Source organism: Vibrio sp. R78045, from assembly GCF_042466085.1.
Classification (GTDB): Bacteria; Pseudomonadota; Gammaproteobacteria; order Enterobacterales; family Vibrionaceae; genus Vibrio; species Vibrio cyclitrophicus.
In genome coordinates this window covers 261616-275273 of sequence record NZ_JAXHBS010000013.1, presented here as the reverse complement: position 1 = coordinate 275273, position 13658 = coordinate 261616, and the positions used below count along the sequence as shown (strand labels likewise).

At 41.5% G+C, this 13658-nt stretch carries 12 protein-coding genes and 3 pseudogenes; 6 read left to right on the top strand and 9 right to left on the bottom strand.

What is annotated here, in order from left to right:
* Positions 1–63: 63 nt before the first annotated feature.
* Complete coding sequence (locus SJY39_RS11750; RefSeq protein WP_010429037.1) at positions 64–366, top strand: hypothetical protein; 303 nt, start codon at positions 64–66, stop codon at positions 364–366.
* 213 nt (positions 367–579) lie between these two features.
* Here the strand turns inward: SJY39_RS11750 and SJY39_RS11745 are convergent.
* A pseudogene (locus tag SJY39_RS11745) lies at positions 580–933 on the bottom strand (DUF4870 family protein).
* 527 nt (positions 934–1460) lie between these two features.
* On the opposite strand from SJY39_RS11745, the gene SJY39_RS11740 reads away from it, so the two are divergent.
* Positions 1461–1913: a hypothetical protein gene (locus SJY39_RS11740; RefSeq protein WP_016785136.1), complete on the top strand. Its 453-nt coding sequence runs from the start codon at positions 1461–1463 to the stop codon at positions 1911–1913.
* Between the two features lie 12 nt (positions 1914–1925).
* Here the strand turns inward: SJY39_RS11740 and SJY39_RS11735 are convergent.
* Together SJY39_RS11735 and SJY39_RS11730 are read right to left on the bottom strand one after the other, a co-directional pair.
* Positions 1926–2119 (bottom strand): annotated as a pseudogene (locus tag SJY39_RS11735) (IS110 family transposase); the annotation flags it as partial.
* A 4-nt stretch (positions 2120–2123) separates the two neighbouring features.
* Positions 2124–2314 (bottom strand): annotated as a pseudogene (locus SJY39_RS11730) (IS110 family transposase); the annotation flags it as partial.
* Positions 2315–2421: 107 nt separating this feature from the next.
* On the opposite strand from SJY39_RS11730, the gene SJY39_RS11725 reads away from it, so the two are divergent.
* Positions 2422–3366, top strand: coding sequence for an RDD family protein (locus SJY39_RS11725; protein WP_010429046.1), 945 nt, complete (start codon positions 2422–2424; stop codon positions 3364–3366).
* A 134-nt stretch (positions 3367–3500) separates the two neighbouring features.
* The gene (locus SJY39_RS11720) at positions 3501–4052 is read left to right on the top strand and encodes a hypothetical protein (protein ID WP_016793634.1); all 552 of its coding nucleotides are present in this window, start codon (positions 3501–3503) and stop codon (positions 4050–4052) included.
* Between the two features lie 67 nt (positions 4053–4119).
* Here SJY39_RS11720 and SJY39_RS11715 read toward each other — a convergent pair whose 3' ends face one another.
* The 3 genes from SJY39_RS11715 to SJY39_RS11705 form a co-directional block, all read right to left on the bottom strand.
* Complete coding sequence (locus SJY39_RS11715; RefSeq protein WP_016766759.1) at positions 4120–4518, bottom strand: hypothetical protein; 399 nt, start codon at positions 4516–4518, stop codon at positions 4120–4122.
* Positions 4519–4721: 203 nt separating this feature from the next.
* Entirely contained in the window at positions 4722–7184 is a 2463-nt protein-coding gene (locus SJY39_RS11710; protein ID WP_016793635.1) for a CHASE3 domain-containing protein, read from the bottom strand.
* Between the two features lie 192 nt (positions 7185–7376).
* Complete coding sequence (locus tag SJY39_RS11705; protein WP_016785140.1) at positions 7377–8957, bottom strand: EAL domain-containing protein; 1581 nt, start codon at positions 8955–8957, stop codon at positions 7377–7379.
* 312 nt (positions 8958–9269) lie between these two features.
* Between SJY39_RS11705 and SJY39_RS11700 the strand changes: the two genes are divergently transcribed.
* Together SJY39_RS11700 and SJY39_RS11695 are read left to right on the top strand one after the other, a co-directional pair.
* A complete protein-coding gene (locus tag SJY39_RS11700) occupies positions 9270–9917 on the top strand; it encodes a hypothetical protein (RefSeq protein WP_016789883.1) in 648 nt (215 codons plus the stop codon).
* A 37-nt stretch (positions 9918–9954) separates the two neighbouring features.
* Entirely contained in the window at positions 9955–10380 is a 426-nt protein-coding gene (locus tag SJY39_RS11695; RefSeq protein WP_010429067.1) for a lysozyme inhibitor LprI family protein, read from the top strand.
* A 143-nt stretch (positions 10381–10523) separates the two neighbouring features.
* Here SJY39_RS11695 and SJY39_RS11690 read toward each other — a convergent pair whose 3' ends face one another.
* The 3 genes from SJY39_RS11690 to rbsB all read right to left on the bottom strand — a co-directional run bounded on the left by SJY39_RS11690 (position 10524) and on the right by rbsB (position 13650).
* The gene (locus tag SJY39_RS11690) at positions 10524–11525 is read right to left on the bottom strand and encodes a substrate-binding domain-containing protein (protein ID WP_016788187.1); all 1002 of its coding nucleotides are present in this window, start codon (positions 11523–11525) and stop codon (positions 10524–10526) included.
* 108 nt (positions 11526–11633) lie between these two features.
* A complete protein-coding gene (gene rbsK, locus SJY39_RS11685; protein WP_010429073.1) occupies positions 11634–12578 on the bottom strand; it encodes a ribokinase in 945 nt (314 codons plus the stop codon).
* A 193-nt stretch (positions 12579–12771) separates the two neighbouring features.
* Positions 12772–13650 carry a ribose ABC transporter substrate-binding protein RbsB gene (gene rbsB / locus SJY39_RS11680; RefSeq protein WP_016788188.1) on the bottom strand — a complete coding sequence of 293 codons (879 nt, stop codon included), beginning with the start codon at positions 13648–13650 and terminating at the stop codon, positions 12772–12774.
* Positions 13651–13658 lie beyond the last annotated feature (8 nt).

The window sequence follows — 13658 nt, the reverse complement described above, 5'->3', positions numbered from 1 at the left end:
TTTAAAAACCATTCTGTAATTCTAGTTAATAAATGAACATCTCAAAATAAAGGGAGTTTTTATATGAAAGTCATTACCAATCTTTTCCTAGCATCAATTGCTTTATTTAGCCCATTACAAGTACACGCAACTGACATTGATCAGCAGACAGTGTGTACGGCTGTTAGCTGGAAGGTGGCTGATAATGTTGGAAAGTGTAAGACGGGCCAAAAAATCGCATTTTTGCCCAACTCATTTGGAAACGAACAACTCCCAATTATGTTTATAGCAGTGAACTGTGACATGCGCTATAACGTGAGCTTAACTAATGGAGGTGCTGTGTGTTTATTCAAGCCAGTAGAAAATGTTGTTGTAGCATCAGAGTAAAAGCTAACAAGGCACTTAAACGTAGCTCAAATATTGGTTTATCTTTCGTTTCGCTAAACATTTTAAACCACTATTTTGGCTCGCTTAGTACGGTGTTATACCGATGAAAATAATTGAAGGAATCGACTTTGGCTAAAGCATGAAAATTAGAAGAAAATCCATATAATTCGCTATAAAGCAGGAAGCTAATCAGCTACCTGCCTTCTAATTAACTTAGCTGAAGCTTTTATCTGACGTTATCTTCGCTAAACCAGAGATTACCTTCCAAAGAGTGTAAATAGCAGCTGCCAATAGGAAAATATAACCGACTACAAATACAGCTGTAACAGCACCTAAGATTGTTTAAATGATAGAAACCCAAAAGGTTTTAGTAATATTGTCGTAGTGGTCTGCAAAAATTGTCCCTTGAGCATCGGACTTTTTGACTATTCCCCAGATACCGCCAATTAGAAAACTAATACCGGTAAAAAAGCCTAAGAGCATTAGCGCGTATGCGACAATAGCATGAGTTTTTGCGTTTTTGTCTACTTGAGTTAGTTCAGAATTGACTGGTTGTACATTTTCCATTTTTTTAGTCCTTTAAGTGAAATTGGATGCTATGTTGCTGATTTAATATGTGTTTGGTAAGTCATTTTTATAAAAATGTGTTTGAATTCGCATTTTGTTGGGAAAGCTTTATAACAAAGCGTTGAAGATCGATTCGCAACGCTCGGTATGTCTACTATGCGTTGGGTTTAGTGATTAAGGTGGTATGCAGCGGCGACATCGGTATTACGTTGATCACCCCTTAACAGGGCCACATGGACTCCCCTGGCAGTCAAACATCCGCTCATCTTGTGTTATTGGACTGACGCTATACGTTCGCCTATTTATCGACGATTCGCATACGTCGTGGCCTTGGCTACTTTTCGGCTGCAGTTGCCTTATTCGTTAAAGCAAATAGTGGAAATTAAGCATTCTTCTTGTGAATGTAAGTGTTGTGTGAGCTAAAGTGCAAAAAATGCAACAAGTTGAATATTTAGTTTTGGCTGTTCGTATTTTGTAAGTTATTGTTATAAATAATGTTTAGTGTCCATGTAACAAGGAAGTAAGAAATGAAGAAATTAGTGCTGTCTGCTATGCTAGTAGCCGCGCCTGTGGCTGCAGCGGAAATTAGCGTATTAGAGGACTTGAAGTCCACCCCCCTAACATCTTATGAGGCGGGAAGAAATCAACTGGCTACATTCACCGCAGCGATAAATCTGTTTACTAAACTTGAAGGTAAGCAAAAGTTTACATTCAATCTCCTTGAAGATGAATCAACTCTCGGTCTTGAGATCTCGGGTTTTCAGCCTGTAAAAAAAGTAACCAAGGATGAGTGTAACTCATTGTTTATTAAACTAGGTGCTTTGAATGTGGTTTCTGACTTACCTACTTTAATTTGGCCGGATTTATCTAAAGAACAAGCTAAAGACATTCAGAGTGAATTATTTATCCAAGCTAAAATTATCGCAAAAGAAAACCACGAATTCTCAATTACTTGTAAAAAGTCGCTAGCAGAAATTTAGCCTAGCTAGCTACTATAGCGTCAATAGCCAATTTTTGACGCTATTCTTATCCCACATTACACCGTCTCTTAGCATTGAATTAAGTATTACAGCTATCTTGTTAATGCAGGCAATTATCGCTACTTTGTAGATTTTCCTGTCGTAAGTAATGGTTCATAAGTAGCCTTAAAAACTGGGTTACATTGGATATCAGACACTATGCCAAGTATTCCTTACCCAATAATGTGCACCATCACACGCTTCAACGGCTATACGCATGAGTGGTATATTTGCTATTGTAGTCAGTAGCTTAGCTCTATTGCTGATTTATGAAGAATGACCTTAACATTTTGGCCTTCAACATGAAGATTGAGATAGGATTTAACTAGCTCGATTGTGTAGAAATAAGAATGATCAGATATGGTACCTGCGGTGAAATTAGGTACTACATACGTATGGTAGATCCTCGAAAAGTGGAGTCCATGTCATTTGCTAAATTACTTTCAAGCATCATAGTAAGGATTATATTTTGGAAGAAGTACAACAAAAATGGATTTGTGGTTTTTGGACGAGAATCGGAGCCTTGTTTATTGACACAATATTTTTAGGTGTATTGGGGTATGTTGTCGGCTTATTTCTAGAAGATGTTTTCGTCCAGCTTGGTGAGTGGGGAAGGTTGATTGGCTTTGTTGTGTCAATTACATATTTTGGTGTAATGAATAGCTCTTTATTAAATGGCCAGACAATAGGGAAAAAGCTTCTAAATATAAGAGTTGTTGACTCATGCAATTCAACTATCAGCCTACCAAAGTCCTTTTTGAGGTATAGCTTCCTTGCCGTTCCATTTTCTCTGAATGGAGCACAAATTACTAACGAAGCAGTAATCCCATATTTAATGTACCTGTTATCGTTTATCGTATTTGGTGGCTTATGCTCAATTACTTACTTATATATTTTTAATCGCGTAACTCGACAGTCATTACATGATCTTGCCGTAGGCACTTATGTCGTAAATGCAGAGGCTAGTTCTGAAAAGTTGCCATCAGTCTGGAGACCTCACTTAGTAGTGGTTACCGGCTTATTTGTTACAGCGGTCCTTGTCCCCGTTCTTACTTCTGACTTAACGCAATCAGAATCGTTCAAGGGACTGTTAGTAACACAGAAAGCAATCAATAATAATGAGTCAGTAAAATATGCAGGGGTCACAGAAGGTGCAACAACTTTCACTTCATCAAACTCTGGGAGTAAAACAACGACATATGTGAAAGCTCAAGCTTTTCTTTATAAAGATAGTGTTCGAGATTCAGAGATCGCAAAGCAACTAGTCCAAACTATAATTTATACTTACCCAGAGTCGCTAAATAAAAACTTGATTAAAGTAACTCTTACCTACGGTTATGATATTGGTATTGCTTCAAAATGGAATAGTTACAACTACAAGTTTAATCCGCAAGAGCTCAAAATTTTGGAGTAATCGTCATCTAACAAGACTTTAAATTTTGTTCAAATGATAGCTTCGGTGCAATTAGCTATTACACAAGTGTGGCAGATCCTTGGAAAGGGGATCCCTGTCATTCGTTATAGCTCATCGATAGTCTAAGGATTTAGATGTACAAAATGCAAATAGGTTTAGTCATGGCCTGCATGACCGCCCTTGGTTATATGATGGGGAGTGACTTTAGCTCAATGGAACAACACACAACGTTTCCAGGTGAAGGACTCTCTTTATTTGCAGTTGAAGTAGCTAAACCTTTCCCAGTCGAACCTTTGAAAAACTTCAATATTGCCACTGATAGTCCAATTACTAATTTTCGAGTGCCTCTAGATCTAGATACTGACTCAAAGCTTAGTTTTATATCTGACTACGAAGTTACAATTGACAATGGCTCTGGATTGGTGGGGCGAGTTAAAATCGAGCGGGGTTTTATCAGTAAGAGCGAATGTATTTCAGCTTTAGGCTATTTGGTTGACAAGTTTCAGGAGTATTATCCAGAATTCCAATTTGAAGTTGGTAAATCAAGCTACTCGAAAACCGTTGGAGATTTACGAGTTGGTGCTTCATGTTCAGTTTATGAAAGCTCCCCATACGTTTCGTTAGAGTATTACTTAGAAAGTAACTCTGTAGCAGATAACGTTCTTAAAGCTTTCACCCGCAGATAAAGAGTTATTACAAACGTTTAAGAATCAAGACAATCAACGAGGGCGCCGATAGCCGGCGCCCTTTGTGTTAGTTGGTAACGCTGTAAGTGTCGTAATCGCGAAGTAAGAAGAGTGCGATACAGGCTGCGAACATTGGCCAAGAGGCAAAGAACAGTAGGTTATTGAACGGGTCCATGTATTTTCCAAAAGAGGCGAAAGTTGAACCTGCGTGCAGGACTAAAATCGCGCCGTAGGTGTACTTTTTCCACATGCCGACAACAAACGCGCCTAAGAATCCTAGCTGCGCGACACCCATAGCCATTATTGCGTTGTCCGAGATGTCGATGCCGTAAAAGCCAGACAGTACTTTTGTTGCATGCTCAGGTACAAGGATCTTATCCAAGCCCCAGAACAAGAAGACGATAAAAATGCCGATTCTCAGCAGCAGTAGGCTAGTCGCCAGTTTGGTTTGAAGTTTCTTTTCCATGATATCCCTTGTGATGCACTCAACGATGCGATTAAATTAAATGTTCTTCAAAGAAGACCCATCGTATTCGCGTTTTCTTTCGTTATTTTTTAGTGCCTTATGTAACAAGGAGTGTCTGCTTAGTGGGTTTGATGGTGGGTAACGTTAATGCAGACTTAGGTAGAGCTTATATGCGACGAGAAGTCAGGCTTAGATTCTCGATCTTAATGTACTTGGCCGTGTATATAAGTTACTGGCGCAGCATAAGCCATTATCATTCGTTGAGCCTGATGTTCATTGACTAAGATGCGGTTGATGAGCTTTTGAAGTTGATCTATTTCTGGCAGCTGCTGATGCTTTATTTGCTTTTCTAGAGCGGTCAATTGGTGTGCCAACATGTTTAGCCCGAGGTTCAAAGCCATCCCTTTTACTGAGTGTAAAGTATTCTTTATAGATTTAAGGTCCTGCTGAATGTAAGCCTCGATGAGTTGATCGATGGACTCTTCAAGTTCTCTCGATGTTGATTTCAAAAGCACAATCAGGTCGTGGTGGTTTTCTTTAAACGATTGAATAACCTCTGATTGGCTAATCTCTTCTTCTGTTAGGCTTAGTTTATCAATGGGCTCTCTGTGAAGTTCGATAACATTGCTTGTTATATCAGTCGTGGATTCGCTATTAGCGTGTTTAGGCAGCCGTGAAGAAAACTGCTGTAGGGCATCGAAGAAACTCTCTTGCTGCAACGGCTTTGTTAAAACGTGGTCTGCACCCGCTTCAATAAAGCTGTCGTGAGCCTCGCGAAACACATCGGCGGTGTAAGCAAATATCAGAGTGTTTAAGCCAAGCTGTTGTCTAATAAATTGTGTTGCTTCAACTCCATTCATTTCAGGCATGTGATTGTCCATTAAGATGAGGTCATATTTTGCTGTTTTCAGGTATTCCGTCGCGATTCTTCCGTTTTCTGCCAGTTCAACATGATATCCGAAGTTTTCACAAAAGCCTTTAGCAACAATGGCGTTAATGCGGTTGTCTTCTACTAGCAGCACGTTCAGTGGATTATTGAATGGTTCGTCCGTGCTGATCAGATCTGAGTTGGTTTCTGTTGCTTTGTGTACTTGCCAGGTGATAGGTAATGATACGTGGAACTTGGTTCCAAGCCCTACGGCACTGTTTAGAGTTATCTCACCTCCCATTAACTCCACGAGCTTTTTAACGATAGCTAACCCAAGCCCTGTGCCTCCAAATTTTCTTGTTGTGGATGCATCCGCTTGTTCGAACGAGTTGAATATATGCTGGTGCTTATCTTTCGGGATCCCGACGCCAGTATCCGTTATGGTCAGAAGGAGCTTGTTGTCCTGATGATTAAGGGCTAACTGGAACAATACGTGGCCTTCATTGGTAAACTTGACCGCGTTGCCCCCCAAATTAAACAATATTTGGCGCAACCTCGCGCAATCCCCAATAAGGTCTATGTTGTTAGGCACCTCGTTATCGACGATTAAACGGATACTCTTTTCGTCTGCCATCGGTTTAATTGCACTGCAGACTGGTCGAATAACTTGTTCAAAGTTAAACGGAGCAATATCCAATTCGAGTTTGTTTTCCTCCACTTTAGAGAAATCTAGGATGTCGTTGAGTATTGTCATCAGGTGTTGGCCTGAATCGAGAATGACTTCGATGTTCTCTTTGGTAGCCGGTTCTTTAGTCTGGGAAGCTATGATCTGCGATATGCCAAGCACACCATTCATAGGGGTGCGTATTTCATGGCTCATCGTTGAAAGGAATTCACTTTTCGCTTTAGCGGCGGCTTCGGCTTTTTTACGTTCAGCGATAAGATCACGGTTTGAGGCATGCATTTGATTGTTGCTTTTAACCAGAGTCGTCGCCATTTTTTGAAAACTGTGGGTGAGTTGAGCAACTTCATCGTTACCACTCATCGAGGGGCTTCGGTCAAGCATGGAAGCGACTTGCTTTAAATGACCAGCCGCCACTTGATTCGCCGCGTTAAGGAGTAGGTGAATACGTTTCTTGATGCGATTGGATGACCATGCTGCTACGAGCAGAGAAATGAACGTTGAAAATAGCGTTCCTAGAAATAGCACATAACTGGTTTGATTGGCGGAGTGATCGGATTCTTTCACTCGAATTTGAATAAGCTTTTGTTCGATTGAAATAAACTCGGCTATCTCGTTACGAATTTTATCAATAAGTTGTTTGCCCGTTTGTTTCTGAGTTAAAGCAATCACATTTTGCATCGTAGTTGTGCCATTGCCTACTAAACTACGTTGGGCGATTTCTTTTTCACCTGCTTCCTTAAGCCATTGCTTATGAAGCGCATCTATCTTTCGGAGACGCTCGACTTGTTTAGGGCTATCGCTTACTTGTTCACAAAGGGTATGAACTTTTTGGTTCCAAACATCAAGTGCAAGGTGATAAGGCTCAAGAAATACAGGGTCACCCGTAATGAGGTAGCCCCTTTGACCCGTTTCCATATCAATGGCTAGGTTTAACAGTTCTTGAGCTCGAGCAATTGCTTTGTGAGTGTGGACCACCCAATGGTTATCTTCTACCATAGATTGGGTGTTTTTATGGACAGAGAATGAAACAAGAACCATCAATGCGATTGGAATTGAAAAGCTAACTAAGAGCTTTCTCTGCAGAGAAATATCATCAAACCAACTCGCAAACATAAAGTCACGTATTCCACACTATAAAAACCTATAGTTATTGTAGATTAGATTGTTAGGTGTACAAATGCATAGTGTGTGGTTGAGCTATTTTTGAACCTAAAAAGGTAGTCAGAGCTCTAAAAATAGAGCTCTGACTACCTTGGTATACGAATGAAGGTAAGAACAGAGTGGCACAAAACGTATCAGTCTGATTTAAGAATGGCCTAACTCTGATGAAGAAGGAGCCGGCGCTTGATAGCCACGACTAAGCTCGAAATGCTGCTGCTTGAGTAAGCTTAGCGCTAGGTTTATCGGCATTGGCTTATAAAAATAGAAGCCTTGAATGTAGTCGACGCCCAGTTTAGAGAGGATTTTTGTTTGTGATTCGTATTCGACTCCTTCAACGATGACTTGCATCCCTAACGTGTGAGCAAGCTGCAACATAGACTCAAGTAAAGGCAAGCCAAAGCTGGACTCGTCAGATATGTTTTTTACGAACACACGGTCAATTTTAAGAATGCTAAACGGAAACTGTCTCACAAAATCTAAGCCCGCATAGCCTGTCCCAAAATCATCAATTGCAACTCTCACACCTAACTCAGACAGTTTGGTTAGGTTACTTCTTATCTTGACCATATCGGCGTCAGAACATTCGCCGTCTTCAGTAACCTCAAAAACCACACGTTTTAGAATGTCTGGGTGTTTCTTGTAGATGTTCATCACTTTATTCGCGAAGTTACTATTGGAAACGACATTTCGGCTTATATTGACGCTAATATATTTTGAATCAAATAACTCTTGATTATGTTTTATCGTGTTGAGTACTTCGCGCAACACAAAGTAAGTCAGGTCCTCAATCAATCCTAAGCTTTCTGCAAGTGGAATGAATATGGCAGGGGACACGTTACCCTCAACAGGGTCGCTCCACCTAAGGAGTGACTCACAGCCCACTATTTCAGTGGTATGTTGGTTAACGACTGGTTGCAGGTGTACATGGAGGTGTTTGTTTTTTAACGCACTAGAAAGTGAGTACTCTAAGCTATGTTGGCTCTGTTTTTTATACTTGATCGAGATAAGGCTGATAGTAATGATTCCAGCCATCAGAAAGCCAAACCATGAGTAGCTCAATAAGAAGTTTAAGTAATACTGATACCCAATGTATGACGTGATAGTGAGTGGGTAAGTATTTGAGTGTATTTGCACTTTGGCAATGTGTGCCCCAGTGTCTGATGGGTAAATATCCCTTTTTATCACTTCAACTTTGGCTTGAATTCCATAATTGCTCAGGTTTTTTTCTACGAGATCATAGATGAAGTGGGGCGGTATCATCAGGCTTACCCCTACATCTTCCTTATTTGAGAAAATGAGCATGATGGATTGAACCTGAGTAATGGCTGAATTTGAATACGATAGCGTGGTTAAATTCGGACTGTCATTGAGTCGCTGCCTAATCGTTTTGTACAAGCGAAACGAAACCTCACCATCGGTGGTTGAACAGTAAAACTGGTCGTCCTTGTTAAAAGCCGCCGCTTCTTTTACCCAATCTGCATCAAAAACGTTTTGACGAAGCTGCATAACAATCGAGTCACAAGGTTGGTCTGGCGAAATTTCTGAGAGAAAAAGGTCAAACCTTGATTGTATTCCCGCAAGCCTTGTTTCGACTAATTTCGATGAGTCTTCGGTTAACGTTTGATAATGAAGCGGCGTAAAAGGAATAAGCAAAGCCATAGAAAAAAAGAACGAAATGGCAAAGTAGAATGATGTTTTAGCGAAGTGTTGATACTTAATGTCCATAATTGGAAAAGTATTGCCGATTATCGTGAGTATTCAATTTAATTTATAAATTTAACGATAATAACGCAAGCTTATTCATAAATATTGTGAATAAACGCATGAGTTATTTATTGAAATAGAGGCTTTTCTAGTCTTAGTATAAAAATCAGAATGTTAGATGCGCCTTCAGGGTTAGATGTGATGACTTTTTGTTCAACGGTTTTTGGGGTTTATGAGGTAGTACATTGTGCATCTTTCCATCATTAGATTTTGATATGAGGCTTTAGAAGTAATGCGAAGTAAGCGGACTTGGTAACAATGATAAGAAAATTAATGTGGATGTTATTACGAATTTTAATCGTCTATTTGATGATTGCTCCTACCTACGCAATTCTGATTTTAACGAATATAGCCGAGCCTCATCTTTTAGGGACTAAACCAGAAGTGTTAGTTTGGCTTTCGTGCTTCCTTCTTTTGATTGGCTATATACTAATCAGGATTTCTAAAACGAGAAATATAGGAAAATTATTATCACTTAGTGTTTTTGGGGCGATAGTCTTAATCATGTATGTAGACGAGCGTTATTGGATTTTTGAAATCAGTGTCAATGCATGGAGCTTATTTTTGGCCACTCTGTATTTGTTAATGCTTTTGTACTTCATTTTTCCAGTTAAGCAATTTAAGCCTTTACTGAGCTTAGTTCCTGTCGCTGGGGTATCTTGGTTTTTAGTTTGGACTTTCCTGGGTCCAATAAGCTTAACGTATGATTTGATGAGCAGTAAGACAACCATTCCAATCGATAAATACCAAAAGGTAATAGGCTTGCTTCCGGAGTTGTACCTCAGTGCTTTTCAATCAGGCTTGTTTTCGATGTTTCTTGTGCTGTGGCTATATGCTTTTGTCATCTTGTGTCATAACCCCAAACGCAGCTATCGGAAACTGGCCACTCATGTATCTAAGTTTCGTAACACGTGGCAATAATAGGGGTATATATGTGCTTTGGGAGTAGGAGAAGGCAATGAAAAAGGTTTTATCGGCCGTGTTATTAACTTGTGTGCCTTTGCTGGTATCAGCATCAGATGATGCTATCGATTGCGAAAATGCGATGACAACATTAGAGATTAACCAATGTGCATCTATTAGTCTGGAATCTGCACAACTGGAACTTGACCAATACCTTGAAGCTAGCTTTAAGCACAATGCTTATGATGAGGAATTGGTGAATTCAATCAAGGTTGCTCAGGACAGTTGGCAAGCTTACATGACTGCACATTGTGACTCGGTGTATACCCAATGGCGTGATGGATCTATTAGAGGCCTCATGGCATTGTCTTGCAAAACCGAGCTGACTAAAAAAAGAACGCATGAGGTGTGGGGAAACTTCTTAACCTACATGGACAGCACACCGCCAGTTTTACCAGAACCAAATCTTAACTCAACATAGCATTAGACTTAAAACTGGAACGAAAAGGGTAAGGTGACTAACCTTGCCCTTTGTTATTGGGGTCTGTTGTTTGGATTGTTGCTTTAGCGAGTTAATTTACACTGTTTCTGTGCTTTACGGCTTTGCTTTAGTCTGAAGGCGCACTAAATCACTTTTACGCTGCTTCGTTCAACTAACGTTGGTTCTAACTCAACAACTTGAGGAGACGCGTCAGGTGTTTTTAGTCGGTTAAGTAACGTGTCTACAGCAGCTTTACCTAAACGGTGTTTTGGCTGGTGGACCGTACTTAACGCTGGCGTCATGTATTTAGAAAGATGAATATCATCGTAGCCAATAATGGAAAGATCGTTTGGAATCGATGTGCCATCTTGCGCCGCAGCGTGAATTACACCCATCGCCATCATATCGTTACTGACGAACAAGGCTGACGGCATTCCGCCACGAGTTTTTAGTGTTTGATAAGAATCAAAGCCACCATCGCATTCAAAGTTTGATTCAACAATCCATTGAGGATTGATCGTTAAATTGGCTTCTTCCATTGCTTGTTGGAAGCCTTGATAACGAGAAGAAGCTTGATTGCGATGCAGTGGACCTGTGATACAACCGATTTGAGAGTGCCCATTATCAATCAAGTGCTTAGTTGCCATGTAACCACCTTGATGGGAGTTATCTTGAATTTTGTCACTCGCAAATAACATAGGGCCCCAGTCCATGACTACGACAGGCAACTCAGGGTAACGCTCGAAGACATCGATGTGTTGACCCTCAAGAGTTGAACACATCAGCATTAAGCCATCGACTCGCTTTTGTAGCAAAGTGTCAATGGATGACTTCATACGCTCACTGTCGCCTTCCGTGTTACACAAGATTAGGTTGTAGCCTTTTTCATAGCAACGACGTTCCACACCTTTCACTACTTCACCAAAGAATGGGTTAGTAGACGTGGTAACCAACATACCTAGGGTTTTGGTTTGCTTCATTTTCAAACTACGAGCCAGTGCAGAAGGCGCGTAGTTGAGTTCTTTAGCCGCACTGTTAACACGCTCAGCGATTTCTTCACTGACAAAACGTGACTTGTTGATCACATGACTCACGGTCGATGTAGAAACCTTTGCGAGCCGTGCGATGTCTTTCATTGTTGCCATAAAAAAATCCTTGTGGGAATAACTTGTCCACGTTGCGCAATATTCTGCCTGAAAACAGGGGCTTATGCTTGGGTATTTGTGCGGTCTAATTACAGACCAAACAATACACTAAGCCGAAACCTGCTCGGCTAGGAAAGCATCCGTTTCAGCACGGCTTGGAATAGATGTTTGGGCGCCAAAGCGAGTTACTGAAATGGCAGCCGCGGCGTGAGCAAACTTAATCGCGCGTTGTAATGGCATGTCTTCAAGTAAGCCTGTCACTAATGCACCATTAAATGTGTCGCCAGCAGCGGTAGTATCCGTTGCATCAACACGAAAACCGGCAATTAATTCGCCTTCGCTAGCTTCATTACCTTGACCGTGATGACTAACCCAAACGCCTTTCGCGCCAAGTGTGATCATCACAGTCTCAATGCCTTTCGCATGCAGAGCTAAAGCCGCCTGGTGAGCGGACTGGTTGTCAGTTACAGTCACACCTGTTAGGACTTCCGCTTCGGTCTCGTTGGGTGTTATCACATCGACACAAGCAAGCAGTGAATCCGATAATGGACGAGCAGGAGCCGGGTTAAGAATCACTTGCGTGCCGCTCTCTTTGGCCACTTTTGCAGCGAACTCAATGCCTTCAATTGGCGTTTCAAGTTGAGTCAGCAGGTACTTAGCATTGCGAATCTTCTCTAGGTGCGGCTTGATTTGGTCGCAAGTCAGCTTGTTGTTTGCTTCCGCAGAAAGACAGATGCTGTTTTCGCCTGTTGCGGATACTTGGATCATCGCGATGCCAGTCGGGGTGTTGTTTGCAACGATAACGCCGTCGATGTTGATGCCGTCCTTAGCAAAATCTTGACGAATGTTGATACCAAATGGGTCGTCACCAACACAGGCGATAAAGCCGATATCTGCGTTTAATCGCGCAGCAGCCACCGCTTGGTTTGCACCTTTGCCGCCAGGAATGACCTGATAATTACCGCCAATCAAGGTTTCACCCGGACGAGGGAACGAAGGAACTTGCAATACGTGGTCAGCGTTAACGCTACCTAAAACAATCAGTTGAGTCATGATACGAGCCTTATGATATATCGTATTTGAAAATGCATGGGTCTTTCTCATTACGTTAATTACACGCCTTTTTAGACGACTTATTGAGAAACAGCGATGCATTGTCTGGGGTGGGTAAGTAAGGCAGGGATAGGGGAATCCCTGCCTATGTGTCGCTCTATTTTTTGCTTTATTTAATCGATTTTGGATTCAATTACTTAGCAACAATTTTTAGAGGTACTGGTACGTACTCGTCTACTGTTTCGCCTTTCAGTACTTTGTCTGCCATTTCGATACCCAGAGAACCGATTAGGTCAGGCTGTTGTGCTACCGTTGCACCAAGTAGGCCACGATTAACAGCAGCAATACCGTCGTCAGTGCCATCAAAGCCAACGATCATTACGTCTTTGCCTGAAGCTTGAACTGCGCGCAGTGCGCCTAGCGCCATTTCATCGTTCTGAGCGAATACTGCTTGTACGTCTGGGTTTGCAGCAAGTAAGTTTTCCATTACGTTCAGACCTTTAGTACGGTCAAAATCAGCAGGTTGACTTGCAAGAAGCTCAAGGTCGCTGCCGTTTACTGCGTTCATGAAGCCTTCGCCACGTTCACGAGCTGCTGATGTACCAGCAATACCTTCAAGTTGTATTACTTTTGCTTTTTCGCCCACTTTTTCCATGATGTAGTGACCCGCCATTTCACCGCCGATTACGTTATCAGAAGCAATGTGGCTCACTACGTCACCACGGCTTGCACCACGGTCTAGCGTTAATACGGGGATGTCTGAGCGGTTAGCAATACGAATAGCGTTAGACACAGCGTCTGAATCCGTTGGGTTAATCAGGATTGCTTTAACACCACGAATGGTTAGATCTTCAATGTTCGAAAGCTCTTTGCTTGGGTCGTTTTGAGAATCAAGAACGATAAGCTTGTAGCCTAGCTCTTCCGCTTTCGCTTCTGCGCCATCTTTCATGGTTACGAAGAATGGGTTGTTCAATGTAGACAGAACGATTGCCATTGTATCTTGCGCCTGTGCAGATACAGATACCGTTGTAGAAAGAAGAGCAGCAGAAATAAGAGTCGCTAATTTTTTCATGGTGTAAG

Bases quoted from the DNA above. Each gene is read 5' to 3' on its own strand.
- SJY39_RS11715 (WP_016766759.1), bottom strand. From the start codon at position 4,518: ATGGAAAAGAAACTTCAAACCAAACTGGCGACTAGCCTACTGCTGCTG.
- SJY39_RS11720 (WP_016793634.1), top strand. From the start codon at position 3,501: ATGTACAAAATGCAAATAGGTTTAGTCATGGCCTGCATGACCGCCCTT.
- rbsB (WP_016788188.1), bottom strand. From the start codon at position 13,650: ATGAAAAAATTAGCGACTCTTATTTCTGCTGCTCTTCTTTCTACAACG.
- SJY39_RS11690 (WP_016788187.1), bottom strand. From the start codon at position 11,525: ATGGCAACAATGAAAGACATCGCACGGCTCGCAAAGGTTTCTACATCG.
- SJY39_RS11750 (WP_010429037.1), top strand. From the start codon at position 64: ATGAAAGTCATTACCAATCTTTTCCTAGCATCAATTGCTTTATTTAGC.
- SJY39_RS11695 (WP_010429067.1), top strand. From the start codon at position 9,955: ATGAAAAAGGTTTTATCGGCCGTGTTATTAACTTGTGTGCCTTTGCTG.
- SJY39_RS11740 (WP_016785136.1), top strand. From the start codon at position 1,461: ATGAAGAAATTAGTGCTGTCTGCTATGCTAGTAGCCGCGCCTGTGGCT.
- SJY39_RS11700 (WP_016789883.1), top strand. From the start codon at position 9,270: ATGTGGATGTTATTACGAATTTTAATCGTCTATTTGATGATTGCTCCT.
- rbsK (WP_010429073.1), bottom strand. From the start codon at position 12,578: ATGACTCAACTGATTGTTTTAGGTAGCGTTAACGCTGACCACGTATTG.
- SJY39_RS11705 (WP_016785140.1), bottom strand. From the start codon at position 8,957: ATGGACATTAAGTATCAACACTTCGCTAAAACATCATTCTACTTTGCC.
- SJY39_RS11710 (WP_016793635.1), bottom strand. From the start codon at position 7,184: ATGTTTGCGAGTTGGTTTGATGATATTTCTCTGCAGAGAAAGCTCTTA.